We start from the raw sequence: 17680 nt of genomic DNA, 5'->3' as shown, positions 1-17680 counted from the left end.
GCCGGACCGCCTATCCTCGGCGGGAGGGATCTGGAGGAACCGTGGTGCACGAGAACGACGACCGGGCCCACGTACCGGGCCGACCGCAGGTGCCGGAGCGGGACATCGAGCCGCTCTGGCCGCCCGAGGAGATCGACGGGGTGGTCACCGCGCCGCCGTGGGCGGCCCCGGCCCAGCCGGCCGTGCCGCCTTGGCCCCTCCCGCCGGCCGACGCCCCGGTTCCGTCACCACAGGCCACCCCGAGCCCGTCGCCACAGGCCACCCCGGTCCCATCACCACAGGCCACCCCGGTCCCGTCGCCGCAGGCCACGCCGGTCCCGTCGCCGCAGGCCACGCCGGTCCCGTCGCCGCAGGCCACGCCGGTCCCGTCGCCGCAGGCCGCCCCGATGCCCGTTCCGGGCCGGGGTGGACCGCCGGCTCCGGCGTGGGCCGCCTCGACGGCCGACGTCGATCGAGCCGGGCCGGCGGCGCATCCGTACCGGCCGGCGACGCTGCACGACCGGCCCGCCGCTCCGGCGACCGGCCCCGGGGCCACCGCCGCGCCTGTGGGCGACGTCGGTCCAACCCCGATCCCGACGCGGGTGAACAGTGGCGGTGACGCCCCGGCGAACGGCCGGACCGAGTCACCGTGGGCGCAGCCACCGCAGCGCGCCACCGTCGAGGCCGCTACCGCTCCGGTCGGTTCGGCACCCGTGGACGGTCCGCAGCCGGCGGCCGGGGCGGGCGTACCGGCCGAGGAGTCCCCGCCCCGGCTCGGCCCGTTCCCGCCGTCGCCGGGCGTGCCCTTGCCGCAGCAGCCGCCCGGCACGGGCACCGGCACCGGCACCGGCACGGTCTACCCGCCGGTCACCTACCCGCCGCAGCCCGGCCAGCCGGGTTGGTACCCGCCGGGATGGCCGCCGCCGCAGCCGGGAACGCCACAGGAGGCGAGCGGACCGTCCCCGGCCGGCGGGCCCGTCCAGGCGGGAGCACGGCCATACGGCGGCGTACCGCCACACGGTGACGTACCGCCGCAGGCGGTCAGGTCGGCCCAGGCCGGGGTGTCGCCGCACGCCGGGATGCCGCAACCGGCCGGGATGCCGCAACCGGGTGTGCCGGCACAGCCGCCGCAGCCGCCGACGTCCGGCCCACCGGCGACCGGGACGGCGTACCCCCCGCTGCCCGGCCCACCGGCAGTCGGGACGGCGTACCCGCCGTTGCCCGGCCCACCGGCAGTCGGGACGGCGTACCCGCCGTTGCCGGGGCCGGCGCGTCAGCCGGCCGTGCCGCCCGGGGTGTACCCGGAGCAGGGCTGGCCTGCACCGCAGGTGGTGCCGCCGACGGCGGAGGACTTCGCCCGGCGGCGTCAGGTCCGGCCGGTCGACCCGGTGGCCACCATGGGCGTCCGCGCGGTGGTGAACCGGATCGGGCTGGTCCGACTCGCGCCCGGCCGGCACGAGCAGGAGATGAAGCGCGACATCGAGATGGTCCGCCGCAACTTCGGCGGGCTGCGCCAGGTGACCGTGGTCAACCCGAAGGGCGGCGCCGGCAAGACGGTGGCCATCCTGCTGCTCGCCATGACGTTCGGCCAGAAGCGCGGTGGTTACGTGCTGGCCTGGGACAACAACGAGACCCAGGGCACCCTCGGCATGCGGGCGCAGCAGGACTTCCACGCCCGTACGGTGCGGGACATGCTGCGCGACCTGGGCCAGTTCCAGGGTGCGCAGGGACGCGTCGGCGACCTGTCGCAGTACGTCCGCTCGCAGGGCGAGGGGATGTTCGACGTGCTCGCCTCGGACGAGTCGGCGACCGGCGGCGAGATGCTGACCGCCGCCGCGTTCGCCGAGATCCGGGACGTGGTCAGCCGCTTCTACAAGCTGATCTTCGTGGACACCGGGAACAATGTCCGGGCACAGAACTGGCAGGCCGCCATGGACGCCACCGACCAGTTGGTGGTCACCATGTCGGCGCGGAACGACTCGGCCGAGACCGCCGCCCGGATGCTGGACCATCTGGAGCAGAGCGGCCGGCAGCGGCTGGTCCGGCAGGCGGTCACGGTGGTCTCGATGCCACCGTCGCGCAAGGAGATCGATCTGCCGGCCATCCAGGCCCACTTCGCCGCCCGCACCCGGGCGGTGCTGCTGGCGCCGTACGAGCGGCTCATCGACACCGGCGAGCCGTTGCGCTATGGCCAACTCTCGGCCGCCACCCGCGACGCCTGGCTGAAGATCGCCGCGTCGGTGGCGGAAGGGCTGTAGGACGACGCGACGGCCGGCCCGGGTCCGGGCCGGCCGTCGCGGGACGGATCAGTCGCTGGCCAGCGCATCCCCGGCGGCCGGGTCGCAGTCGCGGAGGAACTGGGCGCAGCGGGCCGCCTCGTCCGCCTCGCCGATCTCACCGGCGGCCCGGGAGAGCACGTAGAGGCAGCGGAGGAAGCCCTGGTTGGGCGCGTGCGACCAGGGCACCGGACCGTGGCCCTTCCAGCCGCTGCGGCGCAGCTGGTCCAGGCCCCGGTGGTAGCCGGTGCGGGCGTACGCGTACGCCGGGACGACCTGGCCCGCGGCGAGCGCGCGGCCGGCCAGCGACGCCCAGGCCGCACTGTAGGTCGGGAAGCGGGCTGCGACCTCGGCGTACGCCTCTTCGGTGCCCTGCTCGACCGCGGCGGCGAGCGCGGCGTCGGCCTCCTCGGAAACCGGGAGCAGCGTGGCCGGTGGCTCTGGCAACAGGTTCTGCATCGCCCCATTCAACCCGCTTCGCCCTGGCGCGCGCGAGGGGGGCCGGCCGGCCGGTCGGCTGAACGGCTGAGGGTTTCGTCACGCCTCGGCGGGACCACACGTACCCGCGGCCCATGCCGCCGCCGTGGTTCTTGCACTACAACTACAGGTCCGGAGCCTCCCCAGGACCGGTTACGCAGGAGCCCGGCGGCGCACCCGCCGGGCTCCTGTCCGTACCGCCCGGGTTTGCGAGGTTGCCCGGCCGGGGCAGGATGATCTGGTGCCGACCCCACCACCCGCGGACGTCATCGAGCCGCACGCGCCCCACGTCGACGAGGTCCAGACCCGGACCGAGTTCGATCACCGGCTGGCCGGGGGGACCCTCGCCGGCCTGACCGTGCAAGGTCTCCGCCTCGACCTTGATCCGGTTCCGGACCTGCGCGACGTCGACGTCGCCGGCACGCTCTTCGTGGGCTGCCGGTTCGCCGACCGTGAGGTGGGCGCGGACCTGGTCCGTCGGGGCGCCAACGTCGTGCCGCCGTTCTCCGGGCTGCCCTACCCGACCCAGCCGTCGCACCTCTACACCGCCGACGACCTGGCCGCCGGCTTCGCCGAGGGCGGGTTCGCCGAGATGTACGACACCCGGGTGTACGCGCACTTCCGGGCGCACGGCGGCGCGCTGCCGGACGTCCGCGAGGCGCTCGGTCAGCGGCTGCACGACCACGGCGTGGACAACGCGCTCGCCGACGCGACCCGGGCGTGGCTGACCGTGCACGGGCCGCAGTCCGTGGTGGGCGTGATGGGTGGGCACGCGGTGCCGCGCGGCAGCGCCGCGTACCGGATGGCGGCGGTGCTGGGTTGGGAGCTGGCGCGGGCCGACCGCCTGGTGGTGACCGGCGGCGGTCCGGGGGTGATGGAGGCGGCGAACCTCGGCGCGTTCCTGGCGGCCTGGCCGGCCGAGGAGCTGTCGGCCGCGATCGACGTGCTGGCCGCCGCGCCGGACTTCACCGACCACGACCGCTACACGGCGGCGGCGCTGGCGGTACGCAAGCGGTACGCGGACGGCCCGTCGCTGCCCTCGCCCCGGCCGGCCGCGCCGGACACCGGGTGGGCCCGCTCCGGCGGCCTGGCCATCCCCACCTGGCTGTACGGCCACGAACCGGCGAACCTGTTCGCCGGCCGGATCGCCAAGTATTTCTCCAACGCCATCCGGGAGGACACCATCCTGCGCCTGGCCCGGGGCGGCATCGTGTTCGCGCCCGGCCGGGCCGGCACCGTGCAGGAGGTGTTCCAGGCCGCCACCAAGACGTTCTACGGCACCGACGGGGCCAGCGGCGCGTACGTCTTCCTCGACCGCGCGTTCTGGACCACGGAACTGCCGGTGGAGTCGCTGCTGCGGCCGTTGTTCGCCGCGTCCCCGTTCGGCGACCTGTCCCGCACGATCCACCTCACCGACGACGCCCGCGAGGCCGTCTCGCTCCTCGTGCGCTGACCGTGCAAGGAGGGGCCCCCTTTTAACGCCTGCGGTAGAGAAGGGGCCCCTTCTCACATGCGGGGCGTCACTTCATCCGGGTGCCGGTGGAGCGCAGGTGCTCGCAGGCCTCGACCACGCGGGCGGCCAGGCCGGCCTCGGCCAGCTTGCCCCACGCCCGCGGGTCGTACTGCTTCTTGTTGCCGACCTCGCCGTCGATCTTCAGCACGCCGTCGTAGTTGCGCAGCATGTGGTCCGCGACCGGGCGGGTGAAGGCGTACTGCGTGTCGGTGTCGATGTTCATCTTCACCACGCCGTAGTCCAGCGCCTCCCGGATCTCCTCCAGCAGCGAGCCGGAGCCACCGTGGAAGACCAGGCTGAGCGGCTTGTCCTTGCCGTACTTGGCGCCGACCGCGTCCTGGATCTGCTTGAGCACCTCGGGACGGAGCTTCACGTTGCCCGGCTTGTAGACGCCGTGCACGTTGCCGAAGGTCAGCGCCGCCATGTAGCGGCCCTTCTCGCCCAGGCCGAGCGCCTCGACCATGGCCAGGCCGTCGTCCACGGTGGTGTAGAGCTTGTCGTTGATGGCGTTCTCGACGCCGTCCTCCTCGCCACCGACGACGCCGACCTCGATCTCCAGGACGATCTTGCCCTTGGCGGCCTCGGCGAGGAGCTGCTCGGCGATCTCCAGGTTCTCCGCCACCGGCACGGCCGAGCCGTCCCACATGTGCGACTGGAACAGCGGCTCCTGGCCGTTCTTGACCCGCTCCTGGGAGATGGCCATCAGCGGCCGGACGAATTTGTCCAGCTTGTCCTTCGGGCAGTGGTCGGTGTGCAGCGCGATGTTCACCGGGTACTTCTTGGCCACCTCGTGCGCGTACGCGGCGAACGCGGTCGCGCCGGTCACCATGTCCTTGACCGACGGGCCGGACAGGTATTCCGCGCCACCGGTGGAGACCTGGATGATGCCGTCGCTCTCCGCGTCGGCGAAGCCCTTGAGCGCCGCGTTCAGCGTCTGGGAGGAGGTCACGTTGATCGCGGGGTACGCGTACCGGCCGGCCTTGGCCCGGTCCAGCATCTCCGCGTAAGCCTCGGGGGAAGCGATGGGCATGTCGAACGCTCCTTACTTACCGCTCTCGGCCGTACAGGCCGTCGTCTTTCCTCGGGTGCGCCGGACCGCGCTGTCCACCGCGGGCAGTATCCCGTAGAAGCGAACGCGGGACACAACCGACCCGGGCACCACCGCTCACCGTTCCTCCAGACGGTCCGGCACGGCGACGCTGATCAGCCAGCTCACCACCGACACCACGATGGCCCCCCAGAAGGCGGCCCAGAAGCCGTCGACGTGGAACGGCAGGCGCAGCACGCCGGCGATCCAGTCGGTCAGCAGGAACAGCAGCGCGTTCACCACGAGCGCGAACAGACCGAGCGTGAGCAGGTAGAACACGCAGCCGAACACCTTGATGAGCGGCTTGAGCACCGCGTTGACCACGCCGAAGACGAGCGCCACCACGATCAGCGTGAACACCGTGTTGCCGCCGTTGCGGCCGGCGACCTGCACCCCGGGCACGATCAGCGTGGTCACCCACAGCGCGACCGCGGTGATCGCCAGCCGGATGAGGAAGCCCACGCCTCCATCCTGGCACCGGCCGCGCGCCCGGGGAGGCGCAATCGCCGACTCCGCGCTTCGCCCGGCTCCGAGCGGTGGCCCCGACCAGCCCGTACGGTGGTGGGGACACGGTCGGAACGAGACGCAGGGAGGGACGATGGGACAGCCCGACGAGGACTTCGCCCCGAGCGACCACCTCGCTCCGGAGGAACGGGACCCCGAGGCGGAGCCGGCCGACGCGGTCGAGCAGGCCGCCCCGGCCACCCTCGACGACACCGACGGTGAGCCGCACCGGGGCCTGGAGGTCGCCGACTGGGACGCCATGGAGCAGGCCCGCGTGGTGAGCGCCGACGAGGACGACTACCGCTGACGCTGGTCAGCGCAGGCTGACGACCTGCGCCGGGTGGGCGGCGCTCCAGCCGGCCAGCCGGTCGCCACGCAACGCGTCCAGGAAGCCGTCGACGAGTGTCGGGTCCGGTTCGAAGCCGCGCGCCGTCCACTCCTGGTAGCGGACCGGCAGGCCGAGCGCGACCGGGTCGGCGGTGCCCGCCCGAACGACCACGGAGAGCAGCGCCGGCAGGGACAGGTCACCGGTGTCCGTGGTCAGGGCCGGTCCGACCTGGCCGACCAGCCGGCCGAGGCGTACCGGATCGCTCGTGATCCCCTGCTCGCGTATCTGGCGGAGCAGGCCGGCCGCGTACCGGAGCGCGTTGCGTTCCCGGTCCAGCACGGCCTCGCGCAGGCCGTACCGCTGTCGGAGCAGGTCCACCGCCTGCGCGCCGTCGAGCCGCTGACAGCCGGCCGGGAAGCGCCGGTCGGTGTGCACCGAGCGCACCGCCGCCGGCAGGCAGACCGGTACGCCGCCGACCGCGTCGGTGAGCGTCCGGGTGGTCTGGTAGGTGAGCACCGCCCCGGCGTCCACCGGCGCCCCGGTCAGCCGGGTGACCGCCTGGCGGGTGGCCCGGTAGCCGGCCGCCAGGTCACCCGACCCGGCGCCCAGGGCGAAGGTCGCGCTGAGCTTGTCCGTCCCGCCGGCGGGCATCGGCACGAGCAGGTCACGCGGGATGGACACGAGGTAGAGCCGGCTCTGGTCGGCCGGCACGTGCACCAGCACGATCGAGTCGGCCCGCCGGCTGGCGTCCGCCTGGTCCAGGCCGAGCAGCAGCACGTTCAGCGCGGTGCCGGGGGGCGGCGACGGCGCGGCGGTGGCGAGCGGCGTGGGCTGCGGTGGTCGGGGCGCCACCACGGTGAAGCCGACGAGCGCGACGGCGGCCACCGCCAGCGCGGTGCCGGCCAGGCGTACCCGCCGACGGCGTCGACGTCGACGGGCCACCGCCCGGTCGATGGCGGCCCGGACCGGGCCGGTGGACGGCGTCAGCGCCTCGTACCGGGCGAACGCGGCCCGCAGCTCGTCCTCGATCATGAGCAGACCTCCAGGTGTTCGGCTCGGAGCGTGGCCAGGGCGCGCGAGATGCTGGACCGGACGGTGCCGACGGCGCAGCCGAGCACGTCGGCGATCTCCGCGTCGGACAGGTCCTCGTAGTAGCGCAGCACCAGCGCGGCGCGCTGCCGTCTGGGCAGCCGGGACAGCCAGGACCAGACCTGGTCCCGGTCCACCGCGGACTGGGCGTGGTCGGCGGGCGCGGGCACCGCGTCGTCCGGCTCGCCACGCAGCAGCACCCGGCGGGCCCAGGAGCCGCGCCGCCAGTCCACGAACTGGTTGGTGAGCATCCGGCGCACGTACCGTTCCGGCGCGTCGGCGCGGGCCACCCGTCGCCAGTGGAGCTGGACCCGGACCATGGTCTCCTGCACCAGGTCCTGGGCCTGGTGCGGGTCGCCGGTCAACATGACCGCGTACCGCAGCAGCGCGCCCAGCCGCGCGTCGACGAACTCCTCGTACGTCACTGCACCTCCCGGTGTCCCGATCGATAGACGGGCACGGGGGCACCGAACATTGCGGCGGTGGTGATCAACCGTTCGGTCAATGTTCGCCGTTCGGGGCAACGGCCCGGCTTAAGGAATCTTTAAGCTCCACGGGCTCCACCTGATCATCCCCACGGGAGGACCCCCTACATGCTCAGCCACTCCACCCGGCGCTGGCTCGCCGGGTTGGGCGTCGCAGGCGCGTTCGTCGCCGCCTCCGCCACCCCTGCCGTCGCCGCCGCTCCGCAGATCGCGCTGGGCGTCTACTTCGGCGACACGACGGTCGCGACCGGTTCCGACGGCAAGATCGAGTACAGCACCATCCACAGCTCGGCCCCGACCGTGCTGAACGACCTCACCGTGCGCTACGACTTCACCGGCCTGGCCGGCAAGGTGACCGTCGCGGAGGAGGAGGACACCTTCGCCGACTGCGCCTCGCCCTCCGCGAACGTGCTGGTCTGCACCTCGCCCTGGGAGGTCGAGGTGGACGAGTGGGGTCTGGGCGGGATCTTCCCGGTGCAGATCAAGGCCACCGACAAGGCCAAGGACGGCGACTCCGGCACGATCAAGGTGACGTTGTCGGCGAACGGCTTCGACGCCGTCTCGCACGACGCCAAGGTGCGCGTCGGCGAGGGTGTCGACCTGGCGGCCGGTCCGGAGACCGCCGTGTCGGTCGCGCCCGGCAAGACCTTCACCGCACCGCTGAAGGTCAGCAACGCGGGCGAGACCACCGCCAAGGGCGCCACCGTCGTCTTCTACAACGACTACGGGCTGAACTCCACCAAGCACTACAGCAACTGCACCTACGTGGGTGACGAGCTGCGCACCTGCCGCTTCGACGAGGAACTGCCGGCCGGCAGCACCTTCGGGGCCACGTTGCCGTACGCCCTGGGCGCGGACACCCTGGCACCGGGCTTCAAGTACGGCGAGGTCATCTGGATGACCCCGAACGAGTTCGAGGACTTCGAGAGCTACCTCGACAACTACGACGTGACCGTCGGCAAGCCGGGCACCGACGGCAAGCTGACCCTGGCCGAGGCCGGCGGCAAGGCCAGCGCGCGTGGTTTCCAGGCCGACCCGCGGCCGGAGAACAACGGCACGAACCTCCAGGTGACGGTGACCGGCAACAACGGCACCGACCTCGAGGCGCTCGGCTCCTCGGTGTCCGGCGCGGCCGGCGCGACGGTCAAGGCGACCGTGGGCCTGCGCAACAACGGCCCGGCGACGCTCGACTACAGCCGCTCCGGCAGCTCGGTCACCTACCTGACCTTCGACGTGCCGAAGGGCACGACCACGGTGGCGGTCCCGGAGAACTGCTTCCCGGTGAAGGGCGACGAGTGGGGTGAGCCCGGCCAGCCGGGTGCGCGTCACTACCGCTGCTACTTCGACTCGTTCCTGAAGGCCGGCCAGACCGTCACGCTCGACTTCGGCCTGAAGATCGACAAGGTGATCGCCAACGACACCGGGCTCGTGAAGATCAACGTGCCGTGTGAGTGCGACGGCGGTTTCTACCGTGACCAGAAGCCGGCCAACGACAGCGCCAAGGTCGTCGTGAACGCCGCCGCGGGTGGCGACGGCGGCCAGGGTGGCGGTGACGGCGGCACGCTGCCGATCACCGGTTCCTCCACCGGCCTGATCGCCGGCATCGGCGCGCTGCTGCTCGCCGCCGGCTTCGGCGGCTACGTGGTGGCCCGCCGCCGCAAGACCCGCTTCGTCGCCTGACCGAACCACCCCGGGTGCCCCGCCGACCACACCGGTCGGCGGGGCACCGCCACATCCAGAGCACCACAAAGAAGACCCACAAAGCAGCACGGTCCGACGGAGACCGACAACGACAGGGTTTCCGGGGGAGCCCGACCCGCGCAGGGATCAAGCCTGACCGCCCCGGAGCGGGTCGGGCTCCCCCGGAAACCCCCACGACACCAAGGCAAAGATCAAGGAACATCAACCAAGTGCTGCTGACCCTCACCACGACCCACCACCCCGCCACCGACCTCGGCCACCTCCTCGTCAAGCACCCGGACCGCGTGCAGAGCTTCGACCTGCCCGCCGGCACCGCGCACGTGTTCTACCCGGAGGCGGACGAGGCGCGGTGCACGGCGGCGCTGCTGGTCGAGGTGGACCCGCTGAAGCTGGGCGGGGGCCGGGGCCGCCGGCAGTCGACCTCCCCGGAGGGCTTCACGCTCGGGCAGTACGTCAACGACCGCCCGTACGCCGCCTCCAGCCTGCTCTCCTCGGCGCTGACCAAGGTGTTCCGTTCGGCGCTGCGCGGCGAGTCCCGGGACCGCCCCGAACTGGCCGCCACCGACCTCCCGCTGACCGTACGGGTGCCGGTGCTGCGCTGCCGGGGCGGTGCCGAGCTGGCGGTACGCGTCTTCGCCCCGCTCGGCTGGACCGTGACGGCCACCCCGGTCCCGCTCGACGAGACGTACCCGGACTGGGGTGACAGCCGCTACGTCGACCTGACGCTGACCGGGACGCTGCGACTCGCCGACGCCCTCAACCATTTGTACGTGCTGCTGCCGGTACTTGACGACGCCAAGCACTACTGGGTCGCCCCGGACGAGGTGGACAAGCTGCTGCGGGCCGGCTCCGGCTGGCTGGTCGACCACCCGGAGCGGGGCCTGATCACCCGCCGCTACCTGGCGCACCGCCGGGCCCTGGCCGGCGCGGCGCTGGCCCGCCTGGCCGAGCTGCGCCTGGCCGACGAGCCGCCCGCCGACGACAGCGTCGACCCGGGCGCCGCCGGGGACGCGCCGGCCGGGGACGCCGACCCGCGTCGCGCCTCGCTGGCGGTACGCCGACGGGAGGCGGTGCTCGCCGCGTTGCGCGACAGTGGCGCGAGCCGGGTGCTGGACCTGGGCTGCGGTGGTGGTGCGCTGCTCACCACGCTGGCCGCCGACCGGCGGTTCACCGAGGTGGTGGGCGTCGACGTGGCCGACCGGTCGCTCGCCATGGCGGCCCGTCGGCTGCGGCTGGACCGGCTGCCGGAGCGGCAGCGGGACCGCATCCACCTGCGGCAGTCGGCGCTGACGTACCGGGACGACCGGCTGCGCGGGTACGACGCGGCGGTGTTGATGGAGGTGGTCGAGCATCTCGACCCGCCCCGGCTGCCGGCGCTGGAGGACGCGGTGTTCGGCCACGCCCGACCGGGCACGGTGGTCGTGACCACCCCGAACGTGGAGTACAACGTCCGCTACGAGGGGCTCGGGCCGGGCCGGTTCCGGCACGCCGACCATCGGTTCGAGTGGACCCGGGCGGAGTTCGCGGCCTGGGTGGCCCGGGTGGCGGCGGCGCACGGCTACACCGCCACGCTCGGCGGCGTCGGCGACGACGACGACCCCGAGGTGGGCACCCCGACCCAGCTGGCGGTCTTCACCCGAAACGACCGCGACGACCGGAAGGAGGAGACGAGCCGATGACCGTCCTGGACATTCCCGAGCTGGCGCTGGTGGCGCTGGTCGGCGTCTCCGGCGCCGGCAAGTCCACGTTCGCCCGCCGGCACTTCGCGCCCAGCCAGGTGCTCTCCTCGGACATGTTCCGTGGTCTCGTCGCCGACGACGAGAACGACCAGTCGGCGTCCGCCGACGCGTTCGACGCGCTGCACCACGTGGCCGGCATCCGGCTGCGGCGCGGTCGGCTGACCGTGGTGGACGCGACGAACCTCCAGCCGCACGCTCGGGCCGGGCTGATCCGGGTGGCCCGGGAGCACGACGTGCTGCCGGTGGCGATCGTGCTGGACGTGCCGGAGACGGTGGCCTGGGAACGCACCGAGGCGCGCGCCGACCGGACGCACGGCCGGCAGGTGCTCACCCGGATGCGGCGTGACCTGCGGCAGTCGTACGGGCGGCTGGCCCGGGAGGGCTTCCGCAAGGTGCACGTGCTGCACGGGGTCGAGGAGATCGACGCGGCCGAGGTCCGCTACGAGAAGCTGTTCAACGACCGGCGGGAGCTGACCGGCCCGTTCGACATCGTCGGGGACGTGCACGGCTGCCGCGCCGAGCTGGAGGCGCTGCTGTCCCGACTCGGTTACGCGCTGCGCCGCGACGACGCGGGCCGCCCGGTGGACGCGTCGCACCCGTCGGGGCGTACCGCGGTCTTCGTGGGTGACCTGGTGGACCGCGGCCCGGACTCGCCCGGCGTGCTCCGCCTGGTGATGGGCATGGTGGCGGCCGGCCACGCGATCTGCGTGCCGGGCAACCACGAGCAGAAGCTGCTGCGCAAGCTGCGCGGCCGGGACGTGCGGCTCACCCACGGCCTGGCCGAGACGATGGCGCAGCTCGCCGCGGAGCCGGCGGAGTTCGTCGCCGGGGCGGAGGCGTTCATCGACGGCCTGGTCAGCCACTACGTGCTGGACGGCGGCCGGCTGGTGGTGGCGCACGCCGGCCTGAAGGAGGCGTACCACGGCCGGGCGTCCGGCCGGGTACGGTCGTTCGCGCTCTACGGCGAGACGACCGGTGAGACCGACGAGTACGGCCTGCCGGTGCGTTACCCGTGGGCGCGCGACTACCGGGGTTCGGCGATGGTCGTGTACGGGCACACCCCGACGCCGGAGCCGGAGTGGGTCAACAACACGATCTGCCTGGACACCGGCTGCGTGTTCGGGGGCAAGCTGACCGCGCTGCGCTACCCGGAGAAGGAGCTGGTGGCGGTCCCGGCGGAGCGGGAGTGGTACGCCCCGGCCCGCCCGCTGGTCCCGCCCGCCCCGGCGCGGCCGGACACCGTGCTGGACGTGGCGGACGTGACCGGTCGGCGGCACCTGACCCACGCGTACGGGTCGCTGACCGTGCCGGCCGAGAACGCCGCCGCCGCGCTGGAGGTGATGAGCCGGTACGCGCTGGACCCGGGCCGGCTGGTGTGGCTGCCGCCGACCATGGCGCCCTGCTCCACGTCGACCGTGGCGGGGTTCCTGGAGCATCCGGCGCAGGCGTTCGCCGACTACCGCGCGGCCGGTGTCGACCGGGTGGTGTGCGAGGAGAAGCACATGGGCTCCCGCGCCGTGGTGCTTGTGGAACGGGAGCCGGGCCGGTTCGGCGGCGGAGCGGTGCACACGCGTACCGGCCGGCCGTTCTTCTCCCCGCCGCTCGACGACGAGCTGCTGGCCCGGGTGCGCGCCGCGGTCACCACCGCCGGTCTCTGGGCCGAGCTGGACACCGACTGGCTGCTGCTCGACACGGAGCTGCTGCCCTGGTCGGCGAAGGCGGGCGGCCTGATCCGCGAGCAGTACGCCAGCGTGGGCGCGGCCGGCCGGGCGGCGCTGCCGGCGGTGCTGGCCACGCTGGACTCGGCGGCCGGGCGCGGGCTGCCGGTGGACGGGTTGCGGGCGCGGATGGCCGAGCGGGCCGCCGAGGTGACGGCGTACTCGGCGGCGTACCGGGCGTACGTCGGTCCGACGGACGGGTTGCGCGGCGTCACGCTGGCCCCGTTCGCGGTGCTGGCCGGTGCCGGGACGAGCTACGCGGACCGCGACCACGGCTGGCATCTGGCGCTGGCGGACCGGCTCCGCACGGCCGACCCGGAGTTCTTCACGCCGACCCGGCGGCTGGTGGTGGAGCTGGCCGACGAGGTGGCGGTGTCGGCGGCCACCGACTGGTGGCTGGCGCTGACCGCCGCCGGTGGCGAGGGCATGGTGGTCAAGCCATACGCCGGCCTGGCCGCCCGGTCGCCGAAGGGCTCGTTGCTCCAGCCCGGAATCAAGTGCCGGGGTCGGGAGTACCTGCGGATCATCTACGGTCCCGGGTACACCGAGCCGGCGCAGCTCGCCGCGCTGCGCAAGCGTTCGCTGGGCCGCAAGCGCGGCCTGGCCCTGCGGGAGCACGGCCTGGGCCTGGCCGCCCTGGACGCGCTCGCCGAGGACGCTCCGCTCTGGCGTCGTCACGAACTGGTGTTCGCGATCCTCGCCTGCGAGTCCGAGCCGGTCGACCCGCGCCTCTGACCTACCCCCGCGGTTTCCCGGAAAGCGGGCCCATCGACGGGCGAATGGCCACTCTTTCCGGGAAAAAGCGGGGGCGGGCCGGGGGTGGGGGGTGGACGGGTACCCTATGTGGCCGTGGACACAGCAGAGAAGACCCGGATGATCTCCGAGAACGTGGCGTTGAACCCGCTCGACCCGAAGGACCTCATCCACACCTTCGGGATGATCGGCGTCTGGGCGATCCTGTTCGCCGAGACCGGTCTGCTGGTCGGCTTCTTCTTCCCGGGTGACTCGCTGCTCTTCCTGGCCGGGGTGGCCGCCTCGCCGGTGGCCGACGCCATCTTCGGTAACGGCACCCGGTTGTCGCTGGCCGGGCTGATGATCGGCGGCCCGATCTGCGCGATCGCCGGCGCGCAGCTCGGGCACTGGCTCGGCGCGCGCTACGGCCGACGCATGTTCGACAAGCCCAACTCCCGGCTGTTCAAGCGGGAGTACGTGGCGAAGGCGGAGCACTACTTCCAGAAGTTCGGCCCGGCCAAGGCCGTGGTGCTGGCCCGGTTCATCCCGATCGTGCGGACGTTCCTGAACCCGGTGGCCGGGGTGCTCGGCATGCCGGCCCGGCAGTTCTTCGTGTGGAACGTGGTGGGCGCGGTCCTCTGGGTGGACGGCATCCTGCTGATCGGCTACCTGCTGGCCCGCCAGATCTACGACGCCATCGGCGACAAGATCGACAGGTACATCCTGCCGGTCGTCGCGTTGATCATCCTGATCTCGGTGCTGCCGATCTTCTTCGAGTTCCTCCGCGACCGGAGGGCGCGCAAGCGCGGCGAGGCGGTCGCGGTGATCGCCGCGGCGACCGCGGCCGGCGCCGTGGACGCCGCCCGGGACGCCCTCGACGGCGACGACCACCCGCACGGGCACGGCGGCCAGCACCGCCGCTGACCGGTTCGGACACACCGAAGGCCGGCCCCCGGGCGGGGGCCGGCCTTCGCGTCCGACCTGTCGGGTCGCGGGTGACACGGATGACGGCAGCCGTCACCGTGCGTCGATGGCGCCACCCCTGGCACGCCACCGGCCACCCGCATCCGGGCGGAACGGCCTGTCGGGTTCGACGCGCGTGTCAGCGCGCCGGGCCTCGACCGGCCGACCCGTCCACAAACGGGCCGTGATGTCAGCGAGCCTTCTTGGTGGCCCGCTTCCGCGGCGGGGTGAGCAGATCCGCGATCGTGGCGATCGCGGTCGGCACCAGCCGGTAGTACGCCCAGACACCGCGCTTCTCCCGCTCCAGCAAGCCGGCCTCGGTGAGGATACGCAGGTGATGACTGACCGTCGGCTGCGAGAGGCCGAGCGGCGCGGTGAGGTCACACACGCACGCCTCCCCCTCGGGAGCCGACTGGATCAGGCTGAGCAGCCGCAGCCGGGCGGGGTCGGCGAGGGCCTTGAGGACCCCCGCCAGCCGCTCGGCGTCGGCGCGTTCGATCGGCTCGCCGGCAAGCGGCGAGATCTGAGGCATGGTCATTTCAGCCAACGCAGTTCCCACGTATTCCATCCTTCCACCAGCAGCATCGATCCGCCTGCATATCAGCAGATCCGAATCGGCAAACTTTTAGGCCACAAGGCCGAGGTCAGCCAACGTATAGGCCGCCCGATAAGGCAGTCCGGCGGCTCGCACCGCGTCGCCGGCGCCTCGATCAACAATAACCGCCACGCCCACGACTTCCGCCCCCGCCTCACGCAACGCCTCGATGGCGGTCAACACACTTCCGCCCGTGGTCGAGGTGTCCTCCACCGCCAACACCCGACGCCCGGACACGTCCGGGCCCTCGATCCGGCGCTGGAGGCCGTGCGCCTTGCCCGCCTTCCGGACCACGAAGGCGTCCAACGGGCGGTCGGTGCCGGCCGAGGCGTGCAGCATCGCGACGGCCACCGGATCGGCGCCCAGGGTCAGGCCACCGACCGCGTCGTACGCCCAGTCCGCGGTGAGGTCGCGCATCACCCGTCCGATCAGTGGAGCGGCCTGGTGATGGAGCGTGACGCGACGCAGATCGACGTACCAGTCCGCTTCACGGCCCGACGAGAGCACCACCCGACCGTGAACCACAGCCAGGTCAGTGATGAATTTACGCAGGTCGTCGTGGTCCCCCATGGCGATAGAGCGTACTTCCCGAGTCTGTACGCCGTCTGTGGGGTCCACCGCGGTCAACCCTGTGAGCGACCGATGAGTGGCTATGCCCGGCTACGCTGTGCGACCGTCCATCCCGGTCCGGCGACGGATCGACCCGATCGTCCGCAGCACCGCCAGGTCACCCACCAGCCCGGTCGACAGCTCCCCGGGTGTCGCGCGTGAAGCCGCGCAGCAGCCGTTTCGGCGCGTGCCGCAGCCCGGCCACGGCCAGCTTGTACTTCCAGTCCGGCACGCTCACCAATTTGCCTTTGCGCAGGTCACGCAGCCCTTCATCGACGACGGAGTCGGGCCGCAGCCAGGCCCAGGCGGGCAGTCTGGACATGTCGATGCCGGTTCGCTCGTGAATTCCGGTGCGCGTGTAGCCGGGGCAGAGCGCCATCACGCGTACACCGAGCGGAGCCACCGACTGACCGATCGACTCACTGAAATTGGTCACCCACGCCTTGCTGGCGGAGTATGTCGATCCCGGCATGGGTACCCCGAAACCCGCAACCGAAGAGACATTTATCACTGCCCCATGACCTCGTTCGATCATCGGACCGAGAGCCGCGTGGGTGAGCCGGAGCACCGCCAGCACGTTGAGCCGGACCAACCGCACCTCGTCCGGGACGGCCGACCTGACGAACGGGGTGTCCAGACTGATCCCGGCGTTGTTCACCAGCAGTTCCACCGGCGAGCCGGCGGTCAGCCGGCGCTCGACCATCGCCCAACCGTCGTCGGTGGACAGATCGGCCGGGAGCGTCTCCGCCGCGCCGCCGTGCCGGCCGGTCAGCTCGGCCGCCAACGCGCCGAGCCGGGCGGCGTCCCGGGCCACCAGCACCAGGTCCCACCCGTCGGCGGCGAGCCGGCGGGCGAACGCCTCGCCGATCCCCAGGCTGGCGCCGGTGATGAGGGCCCGGCGACGGACGGGTACGGCGGCGTCGGTCATGGACGATCCTCCGGAGGGGGCGAGCCGGACGGGGACGACGGCGACGCGGACGGCGGCATCGGCGACGCGGACGGCGGTATCGGCGACGCGGACGGCGGCATCGGCGGCGCAGACGGCGGCATCGGCGACGCGGACGCGGGTGGCGCGGACGGAGTCGACGACAACGACGGGGGCGCAGACGGAGGGGGTGGCGGCGCGGACGCGGGTGGCGTCGAGGGCTCGGTCGGTGCGGTCGCGGCCGGCCCGGTCGGCCCGGTCGGTGCGGTCAGGCCGGGTGGCGGGCCCCAGGGCGTCGGCCCGGAGGCGGGCCCGCCGGACACGGTCGCGCCGTAGCCGGTGGCCGGGCCGGACCGCGCCGGGGCCGGACGGCGCAGGAAGGCGTTCGCCGAGGGCGCCGCGAGCAGCGCGACGACCACCAGGTACCCGATGATCTGCGCGACCAACATGGCCGCGTTCGCCGCGAGCCAGAAGTCCGGGTACGCGTCACCGACCAGCCCCAGCAGATCGGCGGTGACCCGGTCGTCGGCGCCGAGCCGCAGCGGGGCGGCCCGCTGCCCGACCAGCGTCGCGAACCCGCAGCAGCCGCAGAGCAGCCCCAGCCCGGCGACCGCCCAGGTGGCCACCCGTGCGCCGGGGCGGCCGGCGCGCAGCCCGAGCGCGAGCCCGACCAGCAACAGCGCGGCCAGCACGCCGAGCACGGCGGTCAGCACGGTCGAGCCGCGCAGCAGGCCGGCGACCCGGTCGATGTCGTCACCGCCCGCGTCGGTGCCCGCCGCGGCGGCCCGGAACCGGTCCACCGTGCCGCCGGCGATCACCAGGTTCGTCGCCGCGTACGCCACGGCGCCGACCGCCATCAGCAGCAGCACGGCCACCGCCGCGACGACCGCGCCCGGCCGGCGGGGCGCGACCCGATCGGGGTACGACACGACAGGTCCCTCCGGTAGGCGTCGGCTTGCA

Annotated in this window: 16 protein-coding genes; 7 read left to right on the top strand and 9 right to left on the bottom strand. The window is 73.2% G+C overall.

The features are described from left to right. Positions 1-41 precede the first annotated feature (41 nt). The gene (locus tag ACLQ2W_RS02860) at positions 42-2237 is read left to right on the top strand and encodes a chromosome partitioning protein (RefSeq protein WP_425785109.1); all 2196 of its coding nucleotides are present in this window, start codon (positions 42-44) and stop codon (positions 2235-2237) included. Between the two features lie 48 nt (positions 2238-2285). Here the strand turns inward: ACLQ2W_RS02860 and ACLQ2W_RS02855 are convergent, their stop codons facing one another. After that, positions 2286-2714 carry a DUF3151 domain-containing protein gene (locus ACLQ2W_RS02855; protein ID WP_107162633.1) on the bottom strand — a complete coding sequence of 143 codons (429 nt, stop codon included), beginning with the start codon at positions 2712-2714 and terminating at the stop codon, positions 2286-2288. A 259-nt stretch (positions 2715-2973) separates the two neighbouring features. Here ACLQ2W_RS02855 and ACLQ2W_RS02850 point away from each other — a divergent pair, with 259 nt between their 5' ends. Beyond that, positions 2974-4185, top strand: coding sequence for an LOG family protein (locus ACLQ2W_RS02850; protein ID WP_425785108.1), 1212 nt, complete (start codon positions 2974-2976; stop codon positions 4183-4185). Between the two features lie 67 nt (positions 4186-4252). Here ACLQ2W_RS02850 and fbaA read toward each other — a convergent pair whose 3' ends face one another. Continuing rightward, a complete protein-coding gene (gene fbaA, locus ACLQ2W_RS02845; protein WP_107162635.1) occupies positions 4253-5275 on the bottom strand; it encodes a class II fructose-bisphosphate aldolase in 1023 nt (340 codons plus the stop codon). A gap of 135 nt (positions 5276-5410) precedes the next feature. After that, a complete protein-coding gene (locus tag ACLQ2W_RS02840) occupies positions 5411-5794 on the bottom strand; it encodes a phage holin family protein (RefSeq protein WP_425785107.1) in 384 nt (127 codons plus the stop codon). Between the two features lie 136 nt (positions 5795-5930). On the opposite strand from ACLQ2W_RS02840, the gene ACLQ2W_RS02835 reads away from it, so the two are divergent. Beyond that, the gene (locus ACLQ2W_RS02835; protein ID WP_405091894.1) at positions 5931-6143 is read left to right on the top strand and encodes a hypothetical protein; all 213 of its coding nucleotides are present in this window, start codon (positions 5931-5933) and stop codon (positions 6141-6143) included. A gap of 6 nt (positions 6144-6149) precedes the next feature. On the opposite strand, the gene ACLQ2W_RS02830 is transcribed toward ACLQ2W_RS02835, so the two are convergent. Then, entirely contained in the window at positions 6150-7196 is a 1047-nt protein-coding gene (locus ACLQ2W_RS02830; protein WP_425785106.1) for an LCP family protein, read from the bottom strand. Continuing rightward, a complete protein-coding gene (locus tag ACLQ2W_RS02825) occupies positions 7193-7678 on the bottom strand; it encodes a SigE family RNA polymerase sigma factor (RefSeq protein ID WP_425785105.1) in 486 nt (161 codons plus the stop codon). Before ACLQ2W_RS02825 ends, ACLQ2W_RS02830 begins: the two co-directional genes overlap by 4 nt. A 168-nt stretch (positions 7679-7846) precedes the next feature. Between ACLQ2W_RS02825 and ACLQ2W_RS02820 the strand changes: the two genes are divergently transcribed. The 4 genes from ACLQ2W_RS02820 to ACLQ2W_RS02805 all read left to right on the top strand — a co-directional run bounded on the left by ACLQ2W_RS02820 (position 7847) and on the right by ACLQ2W_RS02805 (position 14552). After that, positions 7847-9418, top strand: a complete 1572-nt coding sequence (locus ACLQ2W_RS02820; protein WP_425785104.1) for an LPXTG cell wall anchor domain-containing protein — start codon at positions 7847-7849, stop codon at positions 9416-9418. 230 nt (positions 9419-9648) lie between these two features. Further along, complete coding sequence (locus ACLQ2W_RS02815) at positions 9649-11118, top strand: 3' terminal RNA ribose 2'-O-methyltransferase Hen1 (RefSeq protein ID WP_425785103.1); 1470 nt, start codon at positions 9649-9651, stop codon at positions 11116-11118. After that, positions 11115-13631, top strand: a complete 2517-nt coding sequence (locus ACLQ2W_RS02810; RefSeq protein WP_425785102.1) for a polynucleotide kinase-phosphatase — start codon at positions 11115-11117, stop codon at positions 13629-13631. The genes ACLQ2W_RS02815 and ACLQ2W_RS02810 overlap by 4 nt, the downstream gene beginning before the upstream one ends. Positions 13632-13769: 138 nt before the next feature. Next, on the top strand, positions 13770-14552 hold the full coding sequence (locus ACLQ2W_RS02805) for a DedA family protein (protein WP_425785997.1): 783 nt from the start codon (positions 13770-13772) through the stop codon (positions 14550-14552). A 229-nt stretch (positions 14553-14781) separates the two neighbouring features. Here ACLQ2W_RS02805 and ACLQ2W_RS02800 read toward each other — a convergent pair whose 3' ends face one another. The 4 genes from ACLQ2W_RS02800 to ACLQ2W_RS02785 all read right to left on the bottom strand — a co-directional run bounded on the left by ACLQ2W_RS02800 (position 14782) and on the right by ACLQ2W_RS02785 (position 17649). Further along, complete coding sequence (locus tag ACLQ2W_RS02800; protein WP_007073957.1) at positions 14782-15159, bottom strand: ArsR/SmtB family transcription factor; 378 nt, start codon at positions 15157-15159, stop codon at positions 14782-14784. 57 nt (positions 15160-15216) lie between these two features. Continuing rightward, positions 15217-15756, bottom strand: a complete 540-nt coding sequence (gene pyrE / locus ACLQ2W_RS02795; protein WP_107162644.1) for an orotate phosphoribosyltransferase — start codon at positions 15754-15756, stop codon at positions 15217-15219. Positions 15757-15913: 157 nt separating this feature from the next. Beyond that, positions 15914-16723 carry an SDR family NAD(P)-dependent oxidoreductase gene (locus ACLQ2W_RS02790; RefSeq protein WP_425785101.1) on the bottom strand — a complete coding sequence of 270 codons (810 nt, stop codon included), beginning with the start codon at positions 16721-16723 and terminating at the stop codon, positions 15914-15916. Further along, positions 16720-17649 carry a hypothetical protein gene (locus ACLQ2W_RS02785; protein WP_425785100.1) on the bottom strand — a complete coding sequence of 310 codons (930 nt, stop codon included), beginning with the start codon at positions 17647-17649 and terminating at the stop codon, positions 16720-16722. The genes ACLQ2W_RS02790 and ACLQ2W_RS02785 overlap by 4 nt, the downstream gene beginning before the upstream one ends. Between the last annotated feature and the right edge of the window lie 31 nt (positions 17650-17680).

The sequence above is a fragment of the Micromonospora sp. DT227 genome, assembly GCF_049841835.1.
Taxonomy (GTDB): domain Bacteria; phylum Actinomycetota; class Actinomycetes; order Mycobacteriales; family Micromonosporaceae; genus Micromonospora.
The sequence above is the reverse complement of the archived record's forward strand: the minus strand, read 5'-3'. Positions and strand labels throughout refer to the sequence as shown.

Bases quoted from the DNA above. Each gene is read 5' to 3' on its own strand.
- ACLQ2W_RS02855 (WP_107162633.1), bottom strand. From the start codon at position 2,714: ATGCAGAACCTGTTGCCAGAGCCACCGGCCACGCTGCTCCCGGTTTCC.
- fbaA (WP_107162635.1), bottom strand. From the start codon at position 5,275: ATGCCCATCGCTTCCCCCGAGGCTTACGCGGAGATGCTGGACCGGGCC.
- ACLQ2W_RS02835 (WP_405091894.1), top strand. From the start codon at position 5,931: ATGGGACAGCCCGACGAGGACTTCGCCCCGAGCGACCACCTCGCTCCG.
- ACLQ2W_RS02830 (WP_425785106.1), bottom strand. From the start codon at position 7,196: ATGATCGAGGACGAGCTGCGGGCCGCGTTCGCCCGGTACGAGGCGCTG.
- ACLQ2W_RS02820 (WP_425785104.1), top strand. From the start codon at position 7,847: ATGCTCAGCCACTCCACCCGGCGCTGGCTCGCCGGGTTGGGCGTCGCA.
- ACLQ2W_RS02810 (WP_425785102.1), top strand. From the start codon at position 11,115: ATGACCGTCCTGGACATTCCCGAGCTGGCGCTGGTGGCGCTGGTCGGC.
- ACLQ2W_RS02805 (WP_425785997.1), top strand. From the start codon at position 13,770: ATGATCTCCGAGAACGTGGCGTTGAACCCGCTCGACCCGAAGGACCTC.
- ACLQ2W_RS02800 (WP_007073957.1), bottom strand. From the start codon at position 15,159: ATGGAATACGTGGGAACTGCGTTGGCTGAAATGACCATGCCTCAGATC.
- pyrE (WP_107162644.1), bottom strand. From the start codon at position 15,756: ATGGGGGACCACGACGACCTGCGTAAATTCATCACTGACCTGGCTGTG.
- ACLQ2W_RS02790 (WP_425785101.1), bottom strand. From the start codon at position 16,723: ATGACCGACGCCGCCGTACCCGTCCGTCGCCGGGCCCTCATCACCGGC.